Below are 26,640 nucleotides of genomic sequence, written 5' to 3'. Positions count from 1 at the left end.
TTCTCCGTGAAGTGCAGGGGCTGCCGTGTCACGCGGGTGGCATTACCGGTCATGGCGCGGCGGCGCGTGGATGACTTACAGCGTTTCGAGGAATTGCCCGAACGTGGCAGCGTCCGGATAGGAACTCTGGGTGCCAAGGCCCGTGACCGAACAGGCGGAGTAAGCCACCGCGCGGGTCATGGCATTGCGCATGTCGCCGTCCTCGCTCCAGTGACGGGCGAAACAGCCAATGAACGCATCACCTGCGCCCGTGGTGTCGCGGGCGTTGACCTTGATGCCCTCGACACGAAACTCGCCCTCCTCGCCCACGTACAGCGCGCCCTTCTCACCCAGGGTCACGATGACGTGACGGATGCCGTCCTGTACCAGTTGCAACGCGGCGGCCCGGGCAGCCTCCAGGGAGTCGACGACGTGCCCCGTGATCAGCGCCAGCTCGGTCTCGTTGGGAATGAAAAAGTCCAGTTGCGACAGGTGCTCGCGGCTCAGGCCTTTGACGGCGGGCGCAGGGTTGAGCAACACGGGAATGCCATTGGCCTTGGCGAATTCGATGGCGTGGTAAACCGTTTCCAGCTCGATTTCCAGCTGCAGCACCATCAGCGTGCAGTCACGCAGAGCGGCTTGCGCCGCATCGATGTCCGCCGGTTTGAGGTGCGCGTTGGCGCCTTTGACGATGAGGATGCTGTTATGCGAATCGCTCTGTACGAAGATCGGTGCGACTCCGCTGGACACGCCAGGCACGCGGTGCACAAATTGCGTGTCGATCCCAAAGCGCTTGAAGTTGGCCAGGGTGTTATCGGCAAACATGTCGTCGCCGACCTTGCTTAGCATCAGCACGTCGGCACCCAGCTTGGCAGCCGCGACGGCCTGGTTGGCCCCTTTGCCACCGCAACCCATGGCGAAATTCGGCGCTTCAAGGGTTTCACCCTGTGCCGGCATCCGGTCGATGTAGGTGATCAAATCCACCATGTTGCTGCCGATGACCGCGATCTTGTTCATGTGTTTGATTACCTTGTGCACGCGACGAGGCTCTGAGTACCGAACCACGGCGCGTTATTATTTTTGTTATTTAAATAACATTTATTGTGACTATTCAACCTATTTTTTATAGGCGGTCGTGCTGCACAAACGAAAACGGGCCAGACATCGCTGCCTGACCCGTGAAAACCCTGGATTTAGAGGGGTTGGCGCCATTGGTCTATACAGACCACCGCCAGTCGCAATCGTTTGCGATTGCCTTTTTTGCCATCTTGCGCACCAAAAGCCCTGCGTCCTACATCAGGAAATACAGCAGCAGGATATTGGCCACCAGCATCGCCAGCGCCGTGGGGATTTGCGCCTTGATCACGGCGTACTTGTCCGGCAATTCCAGTAAGGCTGCCGGGACAATGTTGTAGTTTGCCGCCATGGGCGTCATCAGCGTGCCGCAGTAACCGGAGAACATGCCGATGGCCGCCATCACCGCCGGGTTGGCGCCGTACATGCCCACCAACACCGGCACACCGATACCGCCTGTCATGACCGGGAAAGCCGCAAAACCGTTGCCCATCACGACGGTGAACAACGCCATCCCCAACACATATACCGTCACTGCAACCAGGCGAAAATCCAGGTTGATGTAGGCCGTTGCCAGGTGCGCAACCGCTTTGCCCACGCCTGCATCGTTGAACACCAGGCCCAGCATCGCCAGCATTTGCGGCAATACCAGCGCCCAGCCCAAGGCGTCGGTCAGACGTCGGGATTCGCGCATTGCCTGTACCGGCGTGTCGCGGGTCAGCCAGCAGGCCAAGGCCAGCGCCACCAGGCTGCCGATCCCCAGCGAAACGAAGGTGCTGTTGGCCGGGTCCAGCAGAAACACGTCGCCAAACTTGATGTTCTTCAGCAGCACCGCACCGATGACCGTGACCAGCGGAATCGCCAGCGCCGGAATGAACAACGTGTTCTTCAGGCGCGCGGCACTCTCGCGACGCGCTTGTTCCGGCAGCGTATCGTGTCGCCCGAAACCGACACCGCCGAACCCGGCGATCAATGCCATGGCGATGACGCCGATGCCCACCCACACCGGCGGCAGGCGATCACCCACCAGAAAAGCAATGGCAAATAGCCCCCAGAATGCTCCGGTGCTCCAGCGCCTGGGATTGCTGCGGTCGGCCAGCGTCATGAACGCCGTGATGGCCAGCGTCACACCTGCCAGCCAGTACAGGTATTGGATGGAAATGATCATGGGGCAATCTCCGGTGCGACGGTCGAAGGTTTTGGCAAGGCGTTCAGCTCACGATCAAGTCGCCGGTCGAATCGATACAGACGGATCGCATGAATCACAAACGCACAGATCGCCGTCGGGATGCCCCAGAACGCTATGTGCATCGGGTCGACATCGATGCCCGAGCCCAGCAGAAAGGTGTGCATCAATGCAATGGCGCCAAACGCCACAAAGATGTCCTCACCGAAGAACAACCCGACATTGTCGGTTGCGGCGCACAACGACAACAGCTTGATGCGCAGCGCCTCGGGCAACCTGCCGAAACGCGATTCGGCCGCGCCTTCCGCCATCGGAGCCAGCAACGGGCGAACCATTTGTGGATGCCCGCCCAGGCTGGTCAGCCCCAACGCCGCCGTGGTTTCACGCACGAACAGGTAAGCGATCAACAGGCGTCCGGCGGTGGCGCCGGTGAACCGTGCAATCCAGTTCTGGGCGTGCAGACGCAGGCCATGCCGTTCGAGCAGACCAATGACGGCCAGCGGCAGGAGGATGATCAGCGGCAAGGTGCGGGTTTTGATAAACCCGGTACCCAGGGTGGCAAGGAGGGTGTCCAGCGGCATGCTCGCGGCCAGGCCCGTGGCCAATGCCGCCAGCGCGACGACCAGCATCGGGTTGAAGCGCAGGACAAAACCCAGAACGATGACCAGCACGCCCAGCAGCGGCCAGAGGTTGATAGCGGTTTGCATGATCGGGATCTCGTGAGTGGGGTGCTCGGATTCAGTGAATGGACACGTCGCGTGGGACCGGCCGATTCGGCGCAGGCGCCAGGGCGCTTACCACAGCGGCATGGTGTAGCTGACAATCAGCCGGTTCTCGTCCAGATCGTTGCCGAAGTTGGAGCGCACGGTCGCGTTGCGCCATTTCACCCCAAGGTTTTTCAACGTTCCGCCCTGAACCACATAACCGATGTCCGTGTTGCGCTCCCACTCCTTGCCCTCGCCGCCCGCTGTACGCTCGACGTTATCGCCTGACACGTAACGGCTCATGAACGTCAGACCCGGCACGCCCACTGCGGCGAAGTCGTAGTCGTAACGCAACTGCCAGGAGCGCTCCCTGGCGTTGGCGAAATCACCAATCTGAATGAAGTTGACCAGGTACGGGTCGCTGCCCGCGATGTAGGGGAACGGGTCGTCGCCAGTCATGCGTTGATAGCCGACACCGAAGGCATGGGCCTTGAACCGGTAGGTGAACATTGAGCCAAATGCCTGGTTGTCGAGATCCCGAAAATGGCCGTCTTCGCGACTGCTCGCATAGCGCAGGTCGGTCTTCAGGCTCTGGCCTGTCGCGATCGGCAACACGTGTACCAACCCGCCGTAATACTGCTGATAGACGTTTTCCAGCTGACCGTAATGTGCGCTCAACGCCAAGTTCGGCGTGACCTGATAATCGCCGCCGCCGAAGTTGAAACTGTTGCTGGTGCCGCCAATCCGGTTAGCGCTCATCTCGGTGAAGTCGGACGAACTGTTGGCCTTGATCCGGTCGATATGCCCACCGGTGAACTTGAAATTGTCTAACTCCTGCGAGGTCAGCAGGCCGCCGCGAAAGGTCTGCGGCAATAGCCGCGTGTCGTTCGAGTTGATGACAGGGTCGCGAAAAAACAGCGAGCCCACTTTCAGTTCGGTGTGCGAGACCTTGGCCTTGGCGGTCAGCCCGAGCTTGGCGTAGTCATCCTGAGAGCCGCCAGAAGACCGATCGGCAGGCAGCAGCCCCGTGCCCGCCGTGCCATCGCCTGAGTCCAGTTTCACGCCGACCATCCCCAGCGCGTCCAGCCCGAAACCGACTGTGCCTGGGGTGTAGCCCGATTGCAGCCGCAGGAGAACGCCCTGCGCCCACTCCTCGGCCTTGTCGCGAGCGCCCTGCTGACGAAAGTCGCGGTTGAAATAGAAATTCCGCGCTTCCAGTTCGCCCTTACTGTCCGCCATAAAATCCGCCTGAGCGGTGATGGTGCAAGTGAGCGTGGCGCTGCCAAACAGCAACGCGCAGACGTATTTTTGATTGTTATGTGTCATTGAAGCCTCTTCCCGTGAGCGCGCAGCGGTGTCGACCGACTGCTGGCAGAGCGCAGCTAATGAATGAGGTCGAGCGTCGGAAGACGTCGACCCTGAAGGCTGGACGCGCGGCGGGGCGTGGAAGACCTCCGCCCTGCGTCGTACCTTTCTCGTGTCGACGGCCATCTTTCGGCAGGCCGGGTCGTTGCGTCCAACGGGAAAAAACCGCTATGCCCCATAAGATTTTCTGTTCAGCCGCGGGCTCACGGGTTTGACTGGAATAACGCCCGCGCCGGATGAGTCAGCAACTTCCCGGCGTATTAAACGTGTCCTGCATTCGGTCGAACGCTTCCCATGACGCAACAATGAAAAAGCATCCAGCTTATTTTCCTGATCAACCCGTCAACAATAATGATCCCTATAACAAGAACAACAGGAGTTCACTCACTCTCCCCATGGAGTCGATATGCAAAGTATTTCTCCTGCATTCGCCCTCGCACTTATCGAGGCAGTAAGCGGTGCCGATAAAACGATTGAACCGCTTGCGGTAACGCTGACAAAAATAGCTGCATCGTTTACGCCTGCGCGGATACCCCTGCATGAACTTTCACGACTCATTGAAGACACTCAAAAGCGCACTGGGGATGATGACCTGGGTTTGCGGGCCTATGAAAAGGCCCATCCCGGACACTTGGGCGCACTGGGTTACGCAACCATGTCCAGCGCCACACTGGGTGAAGCCATGGCGCGCATGGTGGAACACCAGACCATGATCGGCACCGGCTTCTGCATGTTTCTGGACTGCACGGCGAGCACACTCAGAATGGCGGGACTGCCTGTCAGCCCGCAGAATCCCCTGCCCCGGGCATTCGTCGATGCGGTGGCGTCGATTACGCTGGGCCTGCTCCACTGGCTGGCGCCGTCGGTGCGAATGACGCCAGTCCGAGGCGAATTTACCTATGAACGACCCCGGGACACGCGGCGACTCGAACAACTGTTCGGCACCGACCTTCGGTTTTCCTGCCCGGTCAACGCGTTGACGTTCCGGCGTGCTGACGCAGATCGGGCCGTCGCCACGTTCGATCCGTCCCTGCGACAGATCCACGACCAATACCTGAAGCGGTGTCAGGCTGAGCAGAACAGCAACAGCGTGACCGCAAGGACCACCGGCGCAATACTGCAACACCTCAACCAGGCCCGGCCGCTGGGCATGGAAGACATCGCAAAGACCCTGGGGCTGTCCACCCACCAATTGATCAGGTCGCTGGACAAGGACGGGCAGCGTTTTCAGAAGCTGGTCGACATTGTCAAACAGCAACACAGTCATCATCTGTTGATGAACACTTCGCTCAGCCTTAAACAGATTTCATACAGCGTGGGTTTCAAAAACCCCAGCGCCTTTAACAAAGCGTGCGAACGATGGTTCGGCGTGACGCCGGGAACATATCGCCGGAACAGAAAAGCCTGACGTTATTCGATAGCCGGCTAACGCTTACGCGTAAATGCGCACTAACAACGGTCCGTTATTGTTGTCCGCAACCGGGTTTCATTTATCCGCCGCTGGACTGCCTTACTCATGACGCCACTAACACGGTAGAAGTCAGCAAGACCTCACCTTCACATGGATGAATCAAACGATGCAGCTAAGACGCTTTAACTTCGCAGTGCGAATCCGACTGTGTTTTGCCCTGGTGATCGTGGCGCTGATGGGCGTGGGTGCCTTCGCCATCTATCAGGCCAGGGAGATACGTGAGGCGAGTCTGGTGATCGAGCGGGATGCCCTGCCCGGCATCGCTCTGGGTGACGACATCACGCTGGCCTTCACCAAAACCCGCTTCGGCGTGGTTCGCTTGCTGACCTCCACCAGCGACACCACGCTGGACAGCAACTATGCGGCGTTTGTCGCTGACACGCAGGCGTTCACGAAGGCTCAGGACACCTATCGGCCGATCATCAGCGGGGATCAGGAACGGACCCTGTTCAACACCATTGGCACGCTGTTCGAAAAGTACCGAACCGCTGCCGTTCAGGTTCATGACCTGCTCAAACGAGGCGCTTCCGACGAGGCGAATGCACTGGTGAACGGCGAGATGACGGCCACTGCCCAGGCCATGACCAAGACACTGGGGGAGCTGGAGCAACTCAATGACCATGCGCAGCAAACGGCGAGCGCGGACGGGCAGCACGCATACCAGACCTCCATTCGTGTCACCTTGGCCGTGATCATTCTGTCGACGTTGGGCGCGATCTTCATCGCCTATCGCTTGACCGAAAGCATCGCACGTCCTGTCGCTCAGGCGCTGCACGCGGCCGACACCATCGCGCGGGGTGACCTGCGTGAAACCGCACTGGACGTCAGCGGCAACGACGAAGCCGCGCAGTTGCTGCGAGCGGTGGTGACCATGCGAGAAAGCCTCAGTCAGACGCTGACAGGTGTGCACCAGGCCGCAGGCCAGCTGTCGAGCGCTGCCGAGGAACTGAGCATGCTCGTCAGCACCAGCAACGAAGACCTGCAGGTGCAGAACAGTGAGCTGGAACAGGCGGCGACCGCCATTACCGAAATGAGCCAGGCCGTCGACGAGGTCGCACGCAACGCAAGCAGCACGTGCGATGAGTCGCGAGCGTCTCTGACCCTCGCTCGCGACGGCCAGCAGGAACTGACGTCGACGCTCAATGCGATCACACGGCTGGACACCAGCGTCAACGGCGCGTCCGAACGCGCAGGCATTCTGGCGGCCAACACGGTAGAGATCAGCAAGGTGCTCGAAGTCATTCGTTCAGTCGCCGACCAGACCAACCTGCTGGCACTCAACGCCGCGATCGAAGCCGCACGTGCAGGGGAAGCTGGCCGGGGGTTCGCCGTCGTCGCCGACGAAGTCCGGTCACTGGCGCATCGCACCAGCACCTCGACCATGGATATCGAACGCATGATCGGCCATATCCAGAACGGTACACAGGACACCGTGGGCGCCTTGAACGAAAGCGCCATTCAGGCGGCGCAGACCCGCGAGCAGGCGGCTTCTGCCAACAGGGCCTTGCAAGGCATCACGACCACGGTCAGCAGCATTGACGAACGCAACACCCTCATCGCCACGGCGTGTGAAGAGCAAGCGCTGGTCGCCAAGGATGTGGACCGCAGCATCATTCGCATACGCGACCTGGCGGTGCAATCGTCGGTGCGCTCCGATCAGACCCGGGCGGCGAGCGAAGAGCTGGCGCAGATCGCCGTAGCACTCAAGCAGCGTCTGGACGGATTTACCTTCGGGTGAACCCGCCTCGCTGCACGCAACCGCTGCATGAAGGATTGAGCCAGGATTAGTCATGGAACCTATCAACGAATTGAGCATGAACCTGACAGCACTGCTGCAGGAAATGGCCGAGAAACGGTGCGACCTGAACATTCACGGTCAAAAGTTTCTCCTTGATGCCCTGAGAAAACTCCTCATCGCCACCGAGAAGCTGGACGTGCAGCTGCAGGCCATGACCAGAGACCGGCCAGATACAGCGCCGCCGTCGCGGCCCCGTCGACCGGTGCTGTACCTCGTAGACTAGACGTGTCATTGGGGAATGGCAGAACGTGAGCGCGACGTCCAACAAGAAAAATCACGATTCCCGATAAGAATTTCCATAGATCGGCTGGCATGCAACCTGCTGTTTATCCTTACCTGTATGCCAACGCGGGCGATGGCGCACGACGGTCGATCCTGTCGAGCGCGCATCGTCGCACCCGTTCAAGGAATCCATTCGGTGAACCTCAAGTTTCTGGAAACCTTCGTCTGGGTCGCACGGCTGAAAAGCTTTCGGCTCACGGCGGAAAAACTGTTCAGCACGCAAGCGTCTATCTCCAGCCGGATCGCCGCGCTGGAAGACGAAATGGGCGTGCGACTGTTCGTGCGGGACTCCAAGGGCGTATCGCTGACACCTGACGGTTTGCGGGTCCTCGACTACGCCGAGCACATCATGGACACCCTGCAGAGCATGAAGGCGGCAATCAAGGACCCGAGCAAAGTGCGTGGGCGGATTCGCATCGGCGCCATGGATACGGTCATACACACCTGGCTCAGTGCGTTGGTAACACGACTGATGAAGTGTTACCCCAACCTTGAGATCGAACTGACCGCCGAGACCGCGAGCAATCTGTGCTCGCAGCTGGAAAAAGGCTACCAGGACATCATTTTCCAGACCGACGTCCTGCGCTTCGATACGGTTCGCAATGCCACGCTCGCCCGCTACCCACTGCATTGGGTGGTGCCGACCGGCTCGGCATTCGACCGCACGGACGTGACGCTGGAAGAGATCGCCATGGCGCGAATCGTGACCTTTTCCCGTCATTCACGGCCGCATCAGGACATCCTCAACATGCTGCACACCGCCAACATCGTCACCCCGCGCATCAACTGCGTGAACTCGGCCTCGGCGATCACCCGATTGGTGCGCGATGGCTTCGGCATCGGCGCATTGCCCGCCACATTGGTGCACGGAGAACTCGCTCAAGGCGTGCTGACGCGTATCGACAACGTGCCTTTGCCGCCGGTCATGGACATTGTCGCCAGTTGGCGAACCGGCGCCGGCATGGAACTGGTCGAGGACATCGTCAGCCTGACGCGCGAGGTGGTGAACGAGTACGCGCAGGAGATGCCGACGGGCTTCGTGCTGGCGGGTGGTGAAGCGTAACCTCAGTGACCTGTGCTTTTGATTCCCGAACCATTCAGACGCCTGAAAAAATCACGACCATCTGTCTCTGTACAGCCCGGTACCGTCTCCCTAGAGTGGCCGACCACGCCATCGTCCAAGGAGAAAACACCATGGCACATTCGCTCAAGTTCCAGCAGGTTGACGTGTTTTCCAGCGCCGCCACGCAAGGCAACCCGCTGGCCGTGGTCAGTGCTGCCGATGACCTGACCGACGCGCAAATGGCCGCGTTCGCACGCTGGACCAACCTCAGTGAAACGACCTTCCTGCTGCGCCCGACCCACCCCGAAGCGGACTACCGCGTGCGCATCTTCACCACCACGCGCGAACTGCCATTTGCCGGCCACCCGACGTTGGGCAGCTGTTTCGTCTGGCTGGACAACGGCCGCGCCGCCAAGGCCGAGGAGGTGGTGCAGGAGTGCGGTGCAGGTCTGGTTCGCATTCGCCGGGACGGCTCACGCCTGGCGTTCTGCGCCCCGCCGCTGTTGCGCAGCGGTCCGGTGGAGGACGAGGTGTTGGCCCGTCTGGTGGCGGGGCTGGGCGTGCGGCGCGAACAGATCATTGGCAGCCAGTGGGCGGACAACGGTCCAGGCTGGGTCGCGGTGATGCTGTCGAGCCGTGAAGAAGTGCTCGCCATCCGTCCCGATTACGCCGCATTGAAAGGCCTGAATGTCGGCATCGTCGCGCCCTGGACCGGGCTGGACGCCGAAGCAGACTTCGAAGTGCGGGCGCTGACCGGCGACCTCAATGCGGAAGACCCGGTGACCGGCAGTCTCAACGCCAGCCTCGCACAATGGCTGATCCCGGCCGGTCTCGCCCCATGCCAATACACCACACGCCAAGGCACGGTACTGGGCCATCGCGGCTGTGTTTCCATCGAACAAGTGGGCGATCAGATCTGGGTCGGTGGCGACGTTCAGACGTGCATTGCCGGGATTGTCACACTGTAAAACACCTGAACAGCCTGAGTGTCGCGCCGCCGGACGGTCGGATCACCTCGTTGTCCGCCGAACCGGCGCGTCGGGACACACGGTCGCCGGGCATTGACTCACGTGCCAGTGGAGAGCACCGCGTCGACGTCTTGCCGATCGTCCCCCTCCTTCGGCAGCCGCCACGTCAACATCGCCAGCAGCACGGCCACCAGCCCGATGGCCACGTAAACACCCACGAACGAACCATTGAAACTGGCCAACAACCCACCGCAGAAGTTTCCAATCATGCCGCCGACACCTTGCAGGATATTGGCCACCCCAAAGATCGTCACGGCCAGGGTGGCACTGCCTGCCATCTTCGAGACATACGCGGGAATCAGCCCGAAGATCGGGTAGAACGCCACCGCGAACAGGACACCCGCCGCCAACGGCCAGTAACCAACGGGATGGACCACGAAGATCAACGCCGCCGCGCCTACGCAGGCATACACCAGTAACATCGCGGCGCGCAGACCGATGCGGTCCGACAACCAGCCGACGGCGAGCCCGGCAAACATGCCCACGAAACCGATACTCGCCCAGATGTGTGCGGTGTAGGTCACGTCAAAATTCAATTCGCTGCGCAGGTAGGACGACAGGTAATTCTGAAAGGGAAAGGTCGAGAAACCGAGAAGGAAGTTCATCGTCCACACCGTCAGCACCCATGGCTGCTTCAGCGCTGTCCGGCCAGCCTGTGAGGTCCGGTCAGTGCCGGATGCCGCCCCCCTGTCATGAACGAACAACCGCGCCCGCTTGAACACCACTAACACGCCCACCGCCATCGCCACGGTGATCAGTCCGACGATCCACCACACCATCCGCCATTCACCCTGCGGTGCATACAGCGGCACCAGCAAACTGTTGATGAACACGCCATAACTGGTGCCGCTGGAGACCAGCCCCATCGCCATACCGCGGGACTTGTAAGCCACCGTGCGGGCAATCACGTCGACCATGGGCACGAACACCGTCGCTGCCGTGCCGGCCAACACCGTCAGCAAGGCGCCAATCAGCAGGATGTTGTGCGTCAGCGGGATCAGCAGCAGCGCGACCGCGCACACCACCCCGGAACCGAAAATCACCCAACCACCGCCCACCCGTGGGGTTATCCAGGCCGCCAACAACGCACAGACCAGAAAACCGAACTGCCCGGAGGCGGTGATCGTGCCCACGTAGGAAATATCAAAGCCGAGGCTGGCGCGCATGTCCGGCACCAGTTGCGCGAACAGGTAAATACCGAAGCCAAACGTCGCCGCCACCAGCCCGGTGAGCAGCACCACAATCAGTGCATTGATACGCATGGTCAGCTTCCTTCTTGAGTGAGATCAAGAGAACAGGGTCAGGCAGGTTGCGCTGCCTCAATCAGCTCGGCGGCAAGCGCTCGCGCCACAAGAAATACGCTGTCGTCGTTTTCCAGAGCGCCGGTCAGAAACGCCCCCTCCAACAACAGAAACAATCGCCTGACCAGCGTCTGCGGGTCAGTCAGTCCCGCACGTTCGGCAAGGTCCAGCAGGTGCTGCTTCACCCCTTGCTTATGCCGATCCACCGCCAGGCGAACCGGGTGATTGCGGTCCGGGAACTCGGCAGCTGAATTCACATAAGGGCAGCCGCGCAAACCACCGTCCAGCAGCCATTGCCGATGCAGGTCGAACAGCCCCAGAAGTTTCTCGGCGGGCGCTTCGCTGGCCGCCAACGTCTGTTCCACTGCCGCCTCCCAACGCTCATTGCGCTTGTCGAGAAAGGCCACGATCAGTTCGTCCTTCGACGCGAAGTGGGCATACAGGGTCATCTTCGAGACGCCGGCAAATTCAGCCACGGCGGCGATCCCCGTCGCATTGATGCCGTCACGGAAAAACAATGCGGAAGCGGCATCGATCAGGCGTTGATGATTGACGCTGGCGTCTCGGCTACTCGGCATGGGTCGCCCTCGCAAATGAACTGTACTGACCGGTAAGGATAGCGATCAAAGTCAAAAAAACCAGCACTGATTCCAGGCCGCGACGAACGGCCCTCAGGACTGGAGACTGATCAGCGGCAGGGGAACGCGTTTTTCAGCGCGGCGACGACCAGCACCGACTCGTTCAGGTGCAGACTCTGCGGATGTTCTTCAAGCGACTGAACCACGACGCGCATCGACTGCACCATCGGAATCCCGCCTTCCGGCACACAGACCAGCTTGGGCAGGCCGCCGGCTTCGTGAAAGATGTCGAGAGTGTCCATGGTCGCCTGCAATACCCCGACGCAGTGACCGATCCCCACCGGGTTGCTGGCCACCCCGCCGCTCATGCTGTTGATACCGTCCTGGCATTCGAGCAGCAACTTGTTGCCGTCTGCCATTGCGGCAACGCTGAGACACAGGGCGAGCAGTGCTGAACACACCACGGCGGATACGATCTTCAGCGCAGCCACAGCTCTTTCACCGAATGATCCGATGCCTTGCGCACCACCAGGCTCGCGCGCTCACGGGTGGGCAAGATGTTTTCCAGCAGGTTGGGACGGTTGATGTCGCGCCAGATCTTGCGCGCGGCGTCCGGGGATTTTTCAGGCGGCAGGTCGGCCAGTTCACGAAAATAAGCACCGCGAGCACGAAATGCAGTGCGTTGCAGCATGAGGAAGCGCTCAACGTACCAGCGCTCGATGTCGCCTTCTGCCGCATCCAGGTAGATCGAGAAGTCGAAGAAATCCGACACGATGCTGCCCGGTTTCTGGCCGTCATTGCCCTCGGTCTGCAGCACGTTCAGGCCTTCGAAAATCAGGATGTCCGGCTGGCTGATCTCGATGAATGTGTCCGGCACGATGTCGTAGCTGATGTGCGAATAGACCGGCGCACTGATCACGGGAATGCCTGCCTTGAGGTCCGAGAGAAACTTGACCATGCGCTTGCGATCGTAGCTTTCCGGAAAGCCCTTGCGGTGCATGATGCCGTCCGCATCCAGCCTGGCGTTCGGATGCAGGAAACCGTCGGTGGTCACCAGATCGACCCGCGGATGATCAGGCCAGCGCGCCATCAGCGCCTGCAGAACACGAGCAAAGGTGCTTTTGCCGACCGCCACACTGCCCGCAACCGCCACGACATAGGTCTGTTTTTTCGCCGGACGCCCCAGGAAGGTGTCCTTGATGCTCGCCAGATTGCGCGCGGCACTGACGTGCAGATTGATCAGGCGCGACAGCGGAAGGTAGATGTTGACGACATCTTCCAGGGAAATATCTTCGTTTACGCCTCGCAACGCCGACAGATCTTCTTCGGACAAGGTCAGTGGCGTACTGGCGCGCAGCCCCGCCCATTCCTTGCTGGTCATTACGAGATAGTCATCAGGCGCCATCTATAGCCTTCCAATCCAGGTGTCCGTGTCGACAATGGTGCGAAGACTATCGTATTGCCCCAAAAACGGGGCAGATTTCTTTGATTTGACACGCAATATTGGCGAATTCGGCGCCGAATCCGCGCGTGGGAAAGCGCTGGGTACGATTCAGCAGGAAGCAGCCGCTCAGGCTGTTCGACACTCGATGGTCAGGTGCGACACCTTGTGCACGGCACTGAGACGGTCGCGAACCTCTTGCGCCGTTACGTCGACTTTTGCCAGCACACTGACAATCGCCGCACGGGCATCCGGGCCGACCTTCCACACATGCAGATCGGTGATCTGCACCTTGTCATCCGCTTCGAGCACATCGCGAATCTCTTGCGCGACGTGTTCATCGGTGACGTCCAGCAACACGTTGGCACTCTGCCTGATCAAACCCACCGACCACTTGGCGATCACCACCGCACCGACGATCCCCATCACAGGGTCGAGCCAGACCCAGCCCAGGTAACGTCCTGCCAGCAGCGCGCCGATCGCCAGCACCGAAGTCAGTGCGTCGGCCAGTACATGTACATAAGCCGAGCGCAGGTTGTTGTCACCGTCGTGAGCATGATGTTTTCCGTGAGCGTGATGGTCGTTTTCTGTGTGCGGGTGATGCCCATGATGAGGGTGCCCGTGGTGATCGTGATGTCCGTGCCCGTGTCCGCCGGACAGCATGAATGCGCTCACGATATTGACCAGTAGCCCTGCCACCGCAATCAAGGTGGCTTCCCCAAACGCCACCTGCGTCGGTTGAAACAGGCGCATCAGCGACTCGATACCGATACCCAGCGCAACCATCATCAGAATCAGCGCCGACGCGAACCCCGCCAGATCGCCCACCTTGCCCGTGCCGAAACTGAAGCGAGCGTTATTGGCGTTGCGTCGGGCAAACGAATAGGCCGCCGCCGCGATGCCTAACGCCCCGGCATGGGTTGCCATGTGAAAACCGTCCGCCAGCAGCGCCATCGAGCCCGTGACGTAACCCGCGGCAATCTCCCCGACCATCATCACGAAAGTCAGCACGACCACCCATAACGTACGGCGGGCGTTCTCGTCGTGGGACTGACCGAGAAAGACATGTTCATGGGTGTGTTTCTGCGCAAGGGCCATAGGGCCTCCGTGTATCGCCAGACGACTTATTTTGAATAGCGACGAATCGCTTCGAGCAAATCTTCAAGGCCTTGTGCCCGGTCCTCATCACTCAAATCAGGATGAGCCACATGCTCGCGCGCGTGGGCTTCGATGATCTGATCAAGCAAGCCATTGATCGCACCACGGGTAGCGGCCACGAGATGCAGGGTCTTGGCGCAATCGGTGTCGGTCTCCAACCCGCGTTCGATGGCCTGCACCTGCCCCGCAATACGCCTCACGCGCTTGAGCAAATCGTCCTTCTCGGCATGCAAATGCGCCATACCATACCCCCCCTACCTATATTGGGCGGCATGATGGGCCGATCCGCCGACATGCACAAGGCGGCCTTAATCGAAGGCACAAATAAATGGAACTCCCCATGCCCCTAGGTGACAAATAGCCACTATCCCAATCACCTCCTGAGGCATGCCCTATGCGGCTGGAATCCTTGGCCATTCGACTTCTTCAAACGCTCACGGATGGAGCGCCTTCCAGGATCAACCCGCTGGATTTCACTGCCTTGCTTTATCTCAGGGATATGGGCTACGCATCTGTGTCTATCAGGGATGGATGCGTGGTCGCAGAGCGCACCGCGCGAGGGAAACAGTTCGCGAGCGATAGAGCACGCTGTCTTCCGATGATGTAGGGAGGCAGACGCGTGGATACGCCGCAGTGATGATTTGTAGATCGTGACTGCGGCAGCAGCTTGCCACCCATTCCCATCTTACGTCGTTCACCCAAGGGCTGACTAAGCTCGAACCGATCCGCATCGACCCGTTACCCGGTCTAACAAGCGCCCCAGGCGCAGTTCAATCGACTAAGGGTGTGCCCCGCCGCCACCCTGCTGATCAGCATCATCAATAAAAAGTTCATGAGAATCCCCACAACGGATCTTGACGGGCTAATACTTTCAGTGCTGCACGTTATATTAAAAAGTCGAAACAAGGAAAAAATTGACGACGCCCTTCTCTCTCTAAAATCTGCAATAGATTTAAAATCCGCGCCCAGAACGGTGGTTTCAAGATTTTCCAAGTTCATTGTCTGGATTTCAGGCAACGGAAACATCGGTTGCCATTACCGTAACCTGAGCGGGGTGTCCGAGAGCGCAAGCGAATATACAAAAATCAAAGCGTTGGCCAAGGCCATGCTGCCCCCGGAATAAAGGGAAGTTTTCAACTCTCGCCTGGCCGCAGTGCTGGTGATCGCGTTCCGGGAGCAGCCTGGGGCCAATGCAACTGCGTACTTGACGAAACAGTACTGGCAGAGATTCAGGCAAAGACGTTCGAAAGGTTTACGGCTGGCGCGACCGCGAGACAGCACCTGTCACTGCTGATAAGCCCGCCCAACTGATTGAAAAAAGCATGCCAGCCGTTCGTTCAGGCGAGGCCGCTCTCCAGACCTCGATCGCAAGTTCGTAACGCTTCGCCATCGCAGAGTTCCTTTCCCCAGCAATTCTGCGGAATGACGATGCGTTCACGTGTCCCCCGTATGATCGGATTTACTCCAATCTATGATTAGAAAGGGATGCGTTCGACCCGTGTAGAACCGCTAGAATCGCAACCTCGCCAATCAGCAACAGTGTTCCCCCAACAAGTATCAGGCTTGTCGCCTCTAATGGAGGCGCTGAAACATGAGTGGCAAGCGCAACGGTCAGATACACAAAAGTAGACTTATTAATCAGCAGTGGCATGAAGACTCCACCGCAAAAAATCAAATAGACCCCAAAAAACAACACTACGGCCGTGGCCCAAAAAGCGCCGAAAAACGGCGTACTTAATCCAATGCTAACGACTATCCCCCATGCCAACCAGACGCCAGACACCGCACCTAAGATAATCCCCGGAATTTTTGCCTTGTCCTTATTTTCAACGCTGAACATGATCGCGCAGAAGAAGGGAGCCCAGAGCTCCCTGAATCCAAGTTTCAGGCCTACCATTGCGACAAAAATAATCCAGGCAACAATGATCGCTGAATCGCGAAATATACGAGAATTTCCAGTAGGAGCGTTTGACATTTAAATCACCTTTTTATTTTTATGGTTTTTTATCGCTATGCCGCTGGGCATTAAAACGACAGACTTATCAGCCTTTTTCACTGCTTTCGGGTGGTGCCGCTTTAGCCTTTTCGAGCCCACCGCCGGCGGCATTAACTCCGCTGAGATCCAGGGCGATGACCGTCGCAAGCACGATCATCACCCATCCTAAAGCTAGACAGCCAATCAGCCCTCCCGTTAATTTGATAATCATTGAAACCCTATTCACTGTTCACCTCACACAGGTGTGAACCAGAGCTGCAGGCACTGCACATTCCAGCAAAACTTGTGCTTTATATCAGCGAGATAGCCTGCATCGGACAATCATCAACAATCTCTTTCAGCAGCGGGATCTCACTCTCGAGAATGGGCTGCTCTGAAACAACTGCCACGTTATCGTCATCCAACGAGAACCGAGTCGGATTTTTATTAACGCAAGCGCTGCCGCCGACGCAAAGTGATTGATCGATCTTGAGTCGCATAGATTTACACCTTCAAAAGAAGAGGTTAAGCCCAACCAGGAGATTGTAAGCATCGTCCATTTTCGGAGTAAATGCGGGGTTGCGTGTTCGACTCAGGCCAGTGCTCAGGTAAACACCAGGGTAGAGCCGCGCCATGTAGGACGCGGTAATGGAACTGGTGAGCCCTTCGGTTTCCACGCCTAAATTCCCATAATGGCGTCGGGCATCGTCGCTGAAATCGTTGTAGTTGACCGTGAGCGACAGCATGTCAAAAGGTCGCGACTTGAATGTTCCGATCTTATAGGTCCTGGCTTCGAAATATTTATCGTACAAATTTCGATCTCCCGGCGCCTGATACGTCGTACCCCCGACATACCAGCCTTGAAACGGCAACCCTCCTTCCGGAGTTGATACCTGCACGTCCCCTGCCAGAAACAGTGCATGGTTATCATCGCTTTCTTCATTTCCCGTGTACTTCTGATAGTCGGAGGTGTTGTAAATAAACCCACCGCGCACCCAAATGTACTTGGATCCTGGCTTGGCCTCGCGCTTGTAGCCCAACTCATTGATGACGAGCGGGTCCCCGCCTTTCGTGCGCCAGCGCAAGCCGTGGGAGTCGGTTTCCACCTCTTCTTGAGCGCCGTACGGGCTGATACTGCGCTGAACGCCCACCTTATCGTACAGTCCGCTATCACCATTAAAGGTGAGGTTCAAGCCTGGCGACGCCATAGGAAGGCGGCTCAACCCTAACTGGAAAGGAATGATTGCACTGGGGCCTTGCGTACCGCCTGCTAAAGATCCACCTGTGTAGATACCAATGAATTCGAGCGCATTACTCAAATAACCTACTTTCATCTCGACTTGTTTGTCGTTGAACGATTGATAGTAAGCCAGGCGACTGATCGACGCATGCGTACGAGGTCCCAAGGGTTCCCAACTGGCTAGCGACGAGACGACAGCACCAATCAGCTGCTTTTGATCTTTGCCGGAAGAACCCAGATCATAGGTCAGCATGACTTGCTCCAGGCCAGTCGCCGTCAGGTCCTGCCCGTTGTACCTTTGAGGATGGGCACTCGGAGGGCTTCCAAGGTCGTATGCGAAATTGTTAAGACTTGTGATCACCAAGCCAAATCCATGCTCCGCCAGGCTCGACCGGAAGCCGTTGTAATCTCCAAGGACTGTGTCCTGTACCCCCGGTACCTTGATGAGAGTGCCTTGCTCTTGATAATGATTGAGTGCCTTCAGCTTATCTAAGGATGTAGGTGCCGGCGCGGGTGCCGCCAGAGGTAATGTATCGTTTGGACCTTCAGTTTTTACTGCCACCAGGTCTTTATAATCAGCCTGTGCCACTGTGGATGCAATCAGCATCGCCGTTGCAGCGCTGACGAAAGTGCACCCTTCCAGGACGTTACGCACGCGACGGTTCCCAACTAAATATAACAAGTTAGCCATTTTGCTTCTCCGGCAATGCAAGCTAAGCTCGTCGACTGATCAGTCTATGCGGCCTAATTCAATCGATGAGATTTTATTATTTTTGTTTTCCTCACCAGGGAGGGGCATTCAAACTCAGACTTTCGAAATGTTGATGTTTTTGCTTTTCGTATACTCCAATAGTCCATCCAGCCCCTGTTCTTTTCCTATTCCAGACTGTTTAGTTCCGCCAAAGGAAATATCCAAAGGCATGTCCAGGTATTTATTGACCCAAACAGTACCTGTCTCGATCCTGGTAGCGACTTCCAGTCCGCGCTCTATCGAGGACGTCCAGACACAACCGCCGAGCCCGTAGTCACTGTTATTGACTTGTCGGATCGCGTCATCGATGTCTCGAAAGCTGATGATTGGAATGATGGGACCAAATTGCTCCTCGCAAACGAGTCGGGACTGGCTGCCCAATCCGGTCACAAGGGTTGGCTTGATGAAGTAGCCTTCATTCCCTACCGCCTGTCCGCCAGCGATGACGTGCCCATGCTGGCGACAGTCTTCGATGAGGTCTCGCAGCTTTTCGAATTGCGCTTTGTTCTGGACGGGCCCAATTTGAACACCCGCATCCAGACCGTTGCCCACTACCGCCTCATCACATAAATTCGCCAAAAGCTCGCACGCTTTGTCGTATAGCGATTCATGGACATAAATCCGCTTCGTTGCGAGGCAGACCTGGCCAGAATTGAACATCGATGCCCAGAACAAGCTGGGTGCAATCTGATTGATATCGGCGTCGTCTAGAACAATCGCTGCGTCGTTACCGCCGAGCTCCAGTGTCAAACGCTTCAAAGTACCCGCAGCGCTGATCATGACCCTTCTTCCGGTCTGGGTTGAGCCGGTAAAGCTGATCTTCGCAACCTTCGGATGGGACGTAAGATACGGGCCCAGATCGTTCTCATCCAATAATACGTTCACCACACCTTTTGGAAACATCTGGCCGATAACCTCTCCGAGCAACGCCGTGGTTAGCGGAGTTTGCGGAGAGGGTTTGGCGATCACCGTGTTGCCGGCAATCAGAGCAGGCGCCAGCTTCATCATCAGCAACAACAGAGGAAAATTCCAAGGCGTGATAGCCACTACCACCCCAAGTGGAGAACGCTGTTCATAAATCAGCGCAGTGTCGCTGTCGTGCATCTTCTTCAGTGGAAGAGACATGCCCGCATAGTAGCGGAGGCTCGCCACCGCACCGTCCACTTCTTGCAATGCCTGATGCAACGGCTTCCCCTGCTCCTGCGTAAGCAGCCTGGAGAAATCGGAACGACGACTCTCAACTGCATCTGCGGCGGCATGAAGGCATTTTGAACGGTACTCGTATCCTGCCGAGGACCAGCCGGGAAATGCTTTATCAGCCGCATCAACTGCATGGTCAGCATGTTCGATAGTTGCCTTCGCACACGTCTCCAATACCTGGCCGGTTGCCGGATTGAAGACGTTAATGGACGTGGAGGTCTCAATGAGATCTCCATTGATCAGTAGTCGAAATGACATATCCAGTTTCTCTCAGAACGTGCCTGACGGTGCCGTTCAGTATTGTTATTGAAGTGAGCGAACGCTTCTTTACTACCGTATGACACGCCCTTTCATAGCCTGGGCATGAAGTTCGCGCGCAGACTTGATCAACTTGACGGCGTCTGGCCCCCACATCATTCTCATGAAGTAACGCTCACAGCATGGTTGTTGCAAGAACCAGATAACAGGAAGCATAAGCGCGCGGTACAAGAAAATCTTTCTGCTTGCCTTTTTGCTGATACCCATCGACTCGCGGGTTTTTCCAGACACAGACGCCAACACTGGCATTCGGAATAACTTGTTCTGGAAAAACATTTGAACTTTAACTTTGAACTGCGAAGGGTGATAGTTGTTTTCGATGGACGCCTGCACGATGTGGTGCCAGTTCTTCCCGGTTTCGGGAATAGTCATGATCGTGTCGGATCCACCGAACAGCGCTGCGTCACGCTCATAGAGCTTACGCAATTCGGCCATATTACTCGGCAGATTTTCCTCCGCAGCCGGGAACAATCGCGCATATTCTGCCACTTCTGCGATGAACTGATCACGCGTTGCCGCGCTCAGCTTTCTCGGAAGCCTTGCGCCACGGAACGCCAGCGACTCGTAGAGCCAGAGCATGGAGTGCATTTCTGTAAGCACTGCCCACATCGATTCTCGCGGCGAGTTTGCTGCGTAGCCCCCAAGCTCAGGATTACCCGGATCGACAACGTCTCCGGCTACCTTCGCATGGATGTTCATCAGGTGCTTCGCAACGCGTTGCGCGGTTGCCTTGTCACCCAACCACATGGGGGCGTGGATGCCGGAATTCCTTTGGGCACGATCGAACATGTCAAAAAGGGTCAGTGTCCCTTTCCCCGCTTTTTTCGAGATGGGATCCCAATCCCGTACACCTGCAAAAATCGGTTTGTAGGTGAGCTGTAGTACGAATTGGGCGGCAGATTGGAACACGATCGTCGCGGGATGCAGCAGGACTTCCCAAGCGACAGAACCTGGACCAAACACGCCATGGTCAATCACCTCGCCGGTGCCTGCAGGCGTCGGCTCACCGTGGCGCCTCCAGCGGGACTCTTGTCCAAGCAGGCGTTCTCGGCTCACTACCCTGTTAGGCTGGCGTGTACTCGCTTCGGCTGTGTTATCGGATGACATCACGATCTCCTTTTTTGTTCTTATTCCCACGTGGGAATATGAGCGAACGCTACTCCTGGAAAAACAGCCGTGTCAAGATCACGCTCGTCGGATTTTGCACGAGACAGCAAAAAAAATTGCTTGGGATCGCTCTAAGTGAGGCTTCAAGGCCACGCCGTAGGTGCGCTAGATTTTTTTCGAGAAGTATGAAAAAAATATACCCTCAAACCTTGGATCGACGCAGTGGGGTCTGTGCTATAACCCTATGTTTTATCCCGTCACCGAAGCCTTAATCATCGCATCGGCACGGTCAGGAGAAACAGTTGAAGTCAAAAGATGAGCTAATCACCTCGCCTAGAGCCCAGGGGCAGCGCGCAGGCTTGGACCTGGAACAAATTCTTGAAGCGGCCAGAAGTTTTAGGCCGGAAGATCTGTCCCTAAGCGCACTCGCGCTTAAGTTGAAGGTCGACAGAAAAGCCTTAAGCTATTATGTAAAGGATCGAAAGTCCCTCTTTCAGTTATTGGCTATTGAAGCGTTCAACGGCCACTTTTCAGGGCTCGGTGTTGCAGAGGCTGTTGATTGGCAGTCGGCATTGAAGGCATATGCAGAAACATTTGTGAGTGGCATTATCAGTCTCGGCGCGTTTGCTGAGCATATTTGGTTCGGCGATCCGCTCACAATGATCTCACTTGACCCTGTGGAAGCGTTATTTGCCAAACTAAAAGAGGCGGGTTTCTCCGATGAGGATTCAGTACGGCTCGTCACCATGCTTTCCACAGTTTGCCTGGGCCATGCTCGTGACATCTTGACGTACAGGAATAACAAGTCCCAGTCGCGCCCGATTGCGTTAAGGGGTGCTCTCGACAAGCTTGCCGCAACTCAATATGAAAACCTCCATAGAATCATAGAGTTAGGCGTAAATACCTACAGCGTAGAGCAACTCGATTTCGAGATGGAGATCATTTTGAACAGCGCATCCAGGCTCTTGGCAGCAAAGTAACGGAGCAATCTTTGATTCTGTTAATTCAATGTTCGGGTGGTGTTTTCCTGTCAAGCGTTCTACGAGACTAGAGCTGTCCAACGGCCTGCTTTCGCAAGCAAAAAAGTCCTTGAAAGTGTCAATACCACCGCCGACCAAATACGTACTCTTTTATGCCAGCTCCCCTGCCAGACCAATGAGGGCTCAACGATAACTCCACCCAAGCGTAGACGTCACATGCTTCCAGCTTGCGTCAGGGAAAGCATTTCAGGGGGGTAAGGAATGGTGAGGGCACACCGGTCGAAGCACTTGGAACGCAAGAGCGTGGAAAGCTTTGATCGTCGGCAAAGCGCACTATTTAGGTATCCCTAAACGCTGCCACACTTCGAGATTTTTGAGCGAGATATCCTTGTAAGATCAAGGACCTTGGAGATAGGAGGCAACCCCACCAGCCACACCCCGGCACACAATGTTCCCGCTGTGGCTGCTCCCTTCCGGGCCTGACCAGGTTGACGGGTAATCGTTGCGGGGGGACCGATGGGGTCACCATAACGACACTCGCCAGTCGGCGAGCCGCGCCATTGTACCGGTCTGGCGCGAAGTTACAACCTCTGGTTGCAGATAAAAAATTTGATAAGGCTCAACCACTTGCAAGGACCGCCAGGGACGCGGCATGGTGGCGCTCATGAACAGTATTCTGGAAAAATACGAAACGCTGTCGGCAGTACAGCGCCAGCAGGTGCTGGAGATCGAATTGCTGGATGAACAGAAAACCCTGGTCGGCGATGCGTATGGGGCCGTGCATGCGCTAACGGCGCGACCGGCGTCTGACATTCAGGGCTATGCCCTGCTGATCGATGACGTTGCCCGTGGCTTTTTTCTGCTCAAGCGCAGATCGCTGCTGCCGCGTTGGGCAAACGGTCAGACCGTCAGTCTGCACGGCTTGATGATCGATCGGCGTTATCAAGGGCTGGGGCTGGGAAAAACCTGTCTGGAGCGCTTACCGGATCTGGTCCGCGAACTCTGGCCTGACACCCGGCAACTCATGCTGGCGGTCGATCTCGGGAACACGACAGCCCATGCGCTGTACCGAAGCCTCGGCTGGCAGGACGACGGCGACGCCGACCGGGTGTTGTCGGGGTTCGAGCGCCGCATGGTGTTTAAGCTGTTCTAAGATGATGACGCCAAGCCCTCAGCGCCCCAAGGCTCGCAGCTGCTTGACCTTGTTGCTGCGTTCGCCATTCATCCAGTGCTCCAGGGCGCTGACGTTCATCGGCCGGGCGATAAGGTAGCCCTGCACCTCGTGACAGCCCAACTGACAGAGGATCTCGTAGACATCCTCGGTCTCCGCCCCTTCCGCGACGACGCGATAGCCCAGCCGCCTTGCCAGGTCGACGATGGCTTCGACCAGCCGCCGATCCTTTTCGTTGGCGTCCAGATTTTCCACCAGCGACTTGTCGAGCTTGACGGTGGTGGCTGGCAATTGGCGCAGGTAGGTCCAGTTGCTGTAGCCGGTCCCGAAATCATCGATGGCGATGTCGATGTTCAGCGCACGCAGGCGCTCAAGTTGCATCCGGGTCACGTCGGGGTTATCACAGAGCGCGCTTTCGGTAAATTCGAGCTCGAAGCGTCCCGGATCGAGCCCACTGATCGCCAATTGCTCGAACAGCGCGTCGCTGAACTGTGAGTTGGCGAGGTCGATGGCGGAGACGTTCATGGCCACCTTGAACGCATATCCCTGGCGCTGCCAGTTCCGTGCCTGTTCCACGGCGTTGCGCAACACCCACAGGCTCAGCGAGCGAATCAGCGCGGTCTTTTCCGCCAATGGAATGAACTCGGCCGGGCTGATAGGCCCCAGCACCGGATGCTGCCAACGCAGGAGCGCTTCGACGGTGACGATGCGACCGGTCGCGACTTCGAGCCTGGGCTGGAACACCAGCGACAGCTGATCCGGGCTGCGGACGGCGTCGGCCAGCGACGCCAACAACAAGAAGGCGCGTTGCTGTGCAAAGTCCAGATGCGGCTCGTACCATCGCCAGCCGGTCGCCTTCCCCCGGGCTTCATCGGCGGCACTGACCACCAGACGAATCCAGTCTTTTTCATCACAACGCCCCAATCCCAGCGGCAGCACCCCGATGCCAACGTCCATCTGGATCGGGATGTTGCGGCAGACCAGTGGCCGTTGAAAATGTTTGATCAACCTGCGAAACAGCTGCTCTGCCTGTTCCGGGCCAGTGTGCCGGGTCAGCAGCGCGATGCGCGTCGGACTCACCTTGTACAAAGCCGTATCGGCCGGTAGTTGCTCGCGACAGCTATCGATCATGCACCGCACCAGGTCTTGGGCGAAGCTGTAGCCGAGTGCTTTGATGATGCTGTCGAGGAACACCGGATTGACCATGTCCAGCGCGACCAGTGCATGGTCGTCGCGATCGGCCAGCGCCAGGATGTCTTCCTCCAGGCGCAGGCGATTGAACAACCCTGTCGGTTGATCGACATAACTGGCCTTGCGCATGTTGTTGAGCCGCTTCATCACCAACTCGCCGTACATTTCCAGCATGGTGAGGTCGCGTGAGTCCAACGGCGGTCGAGGTTTGGTGTCGATGATGCAAAGCGTGCCCAAGGCCAGCCCATCGGCGGTGATCAGCGGCACCCCGGCATAGAATCGAATGTGCGGTTCGCCCAGGACCAGCGGATTGTCTTTGAAGCGCGTGTCGAGCTTCGCGTCCGGCACCTGAAACACTTCGTGGCCAAGGATGGAGTAAGCGCAGAAGGAGATTTCCCGAGGTGTTTCACGCTCATCGAGCCCGGTGCCCGCGCGAAACCATTGCCGGTGTTCACTGACAATGGACACCAGCGCGATGGGCAACTCATAGTAATGAGCCACCATGTCGACGATATGATCCAGTACTTCGTCAGCAGCTGAATCGAGAAGCCCCATGTGCGTGATGCGGGATAACCGCGAGGCCTCATTCAGGGGAATTGGAGCGCTATCGGGCATAAGCGAAAATCTCTGCACAGCGGCTTGCCAGTGGTATCAAAACGATATTGGTAGGCAAATTAGCACTAGATGCGCCGACCTGCAGGCACTCGCAGACCGGCGGCATTGACCGAGTAGTGCCGCCCCGTTGCAGCGCGTTACCCCCCTAACGCGCTCTGCCTCCAGATGAGGGGTTTACTGAACCTGCAGCACTTCATCCGCCTTGCCGCCGGCACCCTGAATCACCAGATGGATGAAATGCAGCTTGGTGATCACTGCGCGCGGCAGGACGAAGGGGTAGAAATCCGGCTGCCCCATGGCCCGAGAGAGTTCATTGAGCATGCCCGCGAGTTCGATCCACGCATTGACGAAGGCGAGAAATGCAGGCCCTCCCGGATGCTGCGGATCGTAGAGGGTTTCGAGCTCGAAGGGCTTGTAGTCGAGGTCCATGTCTCGCGCGCTCATTCCCAGACTCAATGCCGTGTCGACGGCATCCATCATATGCAGATAATGCGCCCAGGTTTCAGCCCAGTCCTCCCAGGGATGCATGGTCGCGTAGGCGCTGACGTAGTGCTGCTGCCAGTCCGCCGGGGCGCCATGTTGATAGTGGTGATCAAGCGCGTCGGCATAGCTGGCGCGGTCGTCTCCGAACAGATGGCGGAAACCGTCCTGCCAGTAGGTGTTGGCGATCAGCCTGTCCCAGTAGTAATGCCCCACTTCATGACGCAGGTGCCCGAGCAACGTGCGGTAGGGTTCGTGCATCTGCACGCGCACTTTCTCGCGAATCGCGTCATCGGCTTCTTCAACGTTAAGCGTGATCAGACCATTGGCGTGCCCGGTGGTGGGCAAGTTGCCTTCCATGTCGACGCCTAGAAACTCAAAGGCAAGGCCGTGCTCTTCGTCGATGCTTTTGGGAATGACGGGCAGGCCGAGTGTGATGAGTTGCGCGACCAGACGACGTTTGGCGATCTCTATCTTGCGCCAGCGATCAGCGTTTTCCGGAACGGAAAGGTCCGGAATGGTCCTGTTCAGACTACACGCGACGCAAAACTCCCCGGCGTCGTGGGCGGGAAACAGCCAGTTGCAGGCCGCCGGTGTGTCGAGATTGGCGCAGCGACGGTAGAGGCCAGCCTGCGGCTCGTCGGTCAGACGCCAGGTATTGTTGTCAGGCCCCGGTTCCAGCGCGGCAATTTTGCTCTGCTCAGGCAGATAGCCCAGCGCGGCGGAACACGCCAGGCACTGGCTGTTGCGGAAAAACACTGACTGTCCGCAATGGCATTGCCAAACCTTGCTGTTGCGCTTGCTTTCACCGGCGAAGGGCGCCGCGATCCGTGTGCTGAGTTGTTCGAAGAACTGGAACATGGCGATATCCTGATGGGGCTGCTAGCACTAGATCATTGGGTATCTCAGCGGTTCCGTGGATTTGCACAGCGTCCACACTTACTGGATCGGTTGAAGCCGGGTTGCTGGCGAATGCGGTGGATCAGCATCCTCAACAGTGACTGACCCACCGCATCGCGGCCCTCGTAACCTCGGACGGCTCCTACAGGGTCCGCGTCGTTCCGAAGACGTGGGGACGACGCTGAAACCGTGCCGGCTTGCTGGCGTATGCAGTGGATCATCACCTTCAACAGTGACTGACCCACCGCATCGCGGCCCTCGTAACCTCGGACGGCTCCTACAGG

26 protein-coding genes and 1 other RNA gene are annotated in these 26,640 nt (G+C 57.8%); 8 read left to right on the top strand and 19 right to left on the bottom strand.

Translation table 11 applies throughout. The features are described from left to right. Positions 1-75: 75 nt before the first annotated feature. From rbsK to BMY73_RS08185, 4 genes are all read right to left on the bottom strand, one after another. Complete coding sequence (rbsK, locus tag BMY73_RS08200) at positions 76-996, bottom strand: ribokinase (protein ID WP_092406324.1); 921 nt, start codon at positions 994-996, stop codon at positions 76-78. 274 nt (positions 997-1,270) lie between these two features. Continuing rightward, a complete protein-coding gene (locus BMY73_RS08195; RefSeq protein ID WP_092406322.1) occupies positions 1,271-2,221 on the bottom strand; it encodes a DUF979 domain-containing protein in 951 nt (316 codons plus the stop codon). Beyond that, positions 2,218-2,946, bottom strand: coding sequence for a DUF969 domain-containing protein (locus BMY73_RS08190; RefSeq protein WP_062385840.1), 729 nt, complete (start codon positions 2,944-2,946; stop codon positions 2,218-2,220). The genes BMY73_RS08195 and BMY73_RS08190 overlap by 4 nt, the downstream gene beginning before the upstream one ends. A gap of 87 nt (positions 2,947-3,033) precedes the next feature. Beyond that, positions 3,034-4,269, bottom strand: a complete 1,236-nt coding sequence (locus BMY73_RS08185; RefSeq protein ID WP_092406320.1) for an OprD family porin — start codon at positions 4,267-4,269, stop codon at positions 3,034-3,036. A gap of 445 nt (positions 4,270-4,714) precedes the next feature. On the opposite strand from BMY73_RS08185, the gene BMY73_RS08180 reads away from it, so the two are divergent. From BMY73_RS08180 to BMY73_RS08160, 5 genes are all read left to right on the top strand, one after another. After that, complete coding sequence (locus tag BMY73_RS08180; RefSeq protein WP_062385843.1) at positions 4,715-5,716, top strand: AraC family transcriptional regulator; 1,002 nt, start codon at positions 4,715-4,717, stop codon at positions 5,714-5,716. Positions 5,717-5,885: 169 nt separating this feature from the next. After that, the gene (locus BMY73_RS08175; RefSeq protein WP_092406318.1) at positions 5,886-7,517 is read left to right on the top strand and encodes a methyl-accepting chemotaxis protein; all 1,632 of its coding nucleotides are present in this window, start codon (positions 5,886-5,888) and stop codon (positions 7,515-7,517) included. Positions 7,518-7,569: 52 nt separating this feature from the next. Then, positions 7,570-7,800 carry a hypothetical protein gene (locus tag BMY73_RS08170; RefSeq protein WP_092406316.1) on the top strand — a complete coding sequence of 77 codons (231 nt, stop codon included), beginning with the start codon at positions 7,570-7,572 and terminating at the stop codon, positions 7,798-7,800. Positions 7,801-7,995: 195 nt separating this feature from the next. Next, entirely contained in the window at positions 7,996-8,922 is a 927-nt protein-coding gene (locus tag BMY73_RS08165) for a LysR family transcriptional regulator (RefSeq protein ID WP_092406314.1), read from the top strand. Positions 8,923-9,053: 131 nt separating this feature from the next. After that, entirely contained in the window at positions 9,054-9,890 is an 837-nt protein-coding gene (locus tag BMY73_RS08160; RefSeq protein ID WP_092406312.1) for a PhzF family phenazine biosynthesis protein, read from the top strand. Between the two features lie 98 nt (positions 9,891-9,988). Here the strand turns inward: BMY73_RS08160 and BMY73_RS08155 are convergent, their stop codons facing one another. From BMY73_RS08155 to BMY73_RS08130, 6 genes are all read right to left on the bottom strand, one after another. Further along, entirely contained in the window at positions 9,989-11,212 is a 1,224-nt protein-coding gene (locus BMY73_RS08155; protein WP_092406310.1) for an MFS transporter, read from the bottom strand. 38 nt (positions 11,213-11,250) lie between these two features. Then, entirely contained in the window at positions 11,251-11,829 is a 579-nt protein-coding gene (locus BMY73_RS08150; RefSeq protein ID WP_092406308.1) for a TetR/AcrR family transcriptional regulator, read from the bottom strand. A gap of 110 nt (positions 11,830-11,939) precedes the next feature. After that, the gene (locus BMY73_RS08145) at positions 11,940-12,320 is read right to left on the bottom strand and encodes a Rap1a/Tai family immunity protein (protein ID WP_092406306.1); all 381 of its coding nucleotides are present in this window, start codon (positions 12,318-12,320) and stop codon (positions 11,940-11,942) included. After that, positions 12,308-13,234 (bottom strand): type I pantothenate kinase, encoded by a 927-nt coding sequence (gene coaA / locus BMY73_RS08140; protein ID WP_062385858.1) that lies wholly within the window; start codon positions 13,232-13,234, stop codon positions 12,308-12,310. Before coaA ends, BMY73_RS08145 begins: the two co-directional genes overlap by 13 nt. Before the next feature lie 165 nt (positions 13,235-13,399). Beyond that, positions 13,400-14,368, bottom strand: coding sequence for a CDF family Co(II)/Ni(II) efflux transporter DmeF (gene dmeF, locus BMY73_RS08135; protein WP_092406304.1), 969 nt, complete (start codon positions 14,366-14,368; stop codon positions 13,400-13,402). 26 nt (positions 14,369-14,394) lie between these two features. Further along, on the bottom strand, positions 14,395-14,670 hold the full coding sequence (locus tag BMY73_RS08130) for a metal/formaldehyde-sensitive transcriptional repressor (RefSeq protein ID WP_092406302.1): 276 nt from the start codon (positions 14,668-14,670) through the stop codon (positions 14,395-14,397). A gap of 542 nt (positions 14,671-15,212) precedes the next feature. On the opposite strand from BMY73_RS08130, the gene BMY73_RS08125 reads away from it, so the two are divergent. After that, positions 15,213-15,551 (top strand): hypothetical protein, encoded by a 339-nt coding sequence (locus tag BMY73_RS08125; RefSeq protein ID WP_092406300.1) that lies wholly within the window; start codon positions 15,213-15,215, stop codon positions 15,549-15,551. Between the two features lie 336 nt (positions 15,552-15,887). Here the strand turns inward: BMY73_RS08125 and BMY73_RS08120 are convergent, their stop codons facing one another. The 6 genes from BMY73_RS08120 to BMY73_RS08095 all read right to left on the bottom strand — a co-directional run bounded on the left by BMY73_RS08120 (position 15,888) and on the right by BMY73_RS08095 (position 21,019). Further along, positions 15,888-16,403, bottom strand: coding sequence for a hypothetical protein (locus tag BMY73_RS08120; protein WP_092406298.1), 516 nt, complete (start codon positions 16,401-16,403; stop codon positions 15,888-15,890). A 67-nt stretch (positions 16,404-16,470) separates the two neighbouring features. After that, positions 16,471-16,635 (bottom strand): hypothetical protein, encoded by a 165-nt coding sequence (locus tag BMY73_RS28285; RefSeq protein WP_175500150.1) that lies wholly within the window; start codon positions 16,633-16,635, stop codon positions 16,471-16,473. A 79-nt stretch (positions 16,636-16,714) separates the two neighbouring features. Beyond that, on the bottom strand, positions 16,715-16,903 hold the full coding sequence (locus BMY73_RS08115) for a ferredoxin (RefSeq protein WP_092406296.1): 189 nt from the start codon (positions 16,901-16,903) through the stop codon (positions 16,715-16,717). Between the two features lie 12 nt (positions 16,904-16,915). Then, complete coding sequence (locus BMY73_RS08110) at positions 16,916-18,334, bottom strand: carbohydrate porin (RefSeq protein WP_139214156.1); 1,419 nt, start codon at positions 18,332-18,334, stop codon at positions 16,916-16,918. Between the two features lie 114 nt (positions 18,335-18,448). Then, entirely contained in the window at positions 18,449-19,852 is a 1,404-nt protein-coding gene (locus BMY73_RS08100; protein ID WP_092406290.1) for an aldehyde dehydrogenase family protein, read from the bottom strand. Between the two features lie 72 nt (positions 19,853-19,924). After that, complete coding sequence (locus tag BMY73_RS08095; RefSeq protein ID WP_092406288.1) at positions 19,925-21,019, bottom strand: oxygenase MpaB family protein; 1,095 nt, start codon at positions 21,017-21,019, stop codon at positions 19,925-19,927. Positions 21,020-21,321: 302 nt separating this feature from the next. On the opposite strand from BMY73_RS08095, the gene BMY73_RS08090 reads away from it, so the two are divergent. Next, entirely contained in the window at positions 21,322-21,999 is a 678-nt protein-coding gene (locus BMY73_RS08090) for a TetR/AcrR family transcriptional regulator C-terminal domain-containing protein (protein WP_092406286.1), read from the top strand. Between the two features lie 422 nt (positions 22,000-22,421). Here BMY73_RS08090 and ffs read toward each other — a convergent pair. Next, positions 22,422-22,518: signal recognition particle sRNA small type (ffs, locus tag BMY73_RS08085), an RNA gene on the bottom strand. 145 nt (positions 22,519-22,663) lie between these two features. On the opposite strand from ffs, the gene BMY73_RS08080 reads away from it, so the two are divergent. Beyond that, a complete protein-coding gene (locus tag BMY73_RS08080; protein WP_175500149.1) occupies positions 22,664-23,152 on the top strand; it encodes a GNAT family N-acetyltransferase in 489 nt (162 codons plus the stop codon). A gap of 18 nt (positions 23,153-23,170) precedes the next feature. On the opposite strand, the gene BMY73_RS08075 is transcribed toward BMY73_RS08080, so the two are convergent. After that, positions 23,171-24,976 carry a sensor domain-containing phosphodiesterase gene (locus BMY73_RS08075; protein WP_092406282.1) on the bottom strand — a complete coding sequence of 602 codons (1,806 nt, stop codon included), beginning with the start codon at positions 24,974-24,976 and terminating at the stop codon, positions 23,171-23,173. Positions 24,977-25,150: 174 nt separating this feature from the next. Beyond that, entirely contained in the window at positions 25,151-26,317 is a 1,167-nt protein-coding gene (locus tag BMY73_RS08070; protein WP_092406280.1) for a zinc-binding metallopeptidase family protein, read from the bottom strand. Between the last annotated feature and the right edge of the window lie 323 nt (positions 26,318-26,640).

The sequence above is a fragment of the Pseudomonas sp. NFACC02 genome, from assembly GCF_900110765.1.
In the GTDB taxonomy this organism is placed as follows: domain Bacteria; phylum Pseudomonadota; class Gammaproteobacteria; order Pseudomonadales; family Pseudomonadaceae; genus Aquipseudomonas.
The sequence above is the reverse complement of the archived record's forward strand: the minus strand, read 5'-3'. Positions and strand labels throughout refer to the sequence as shown.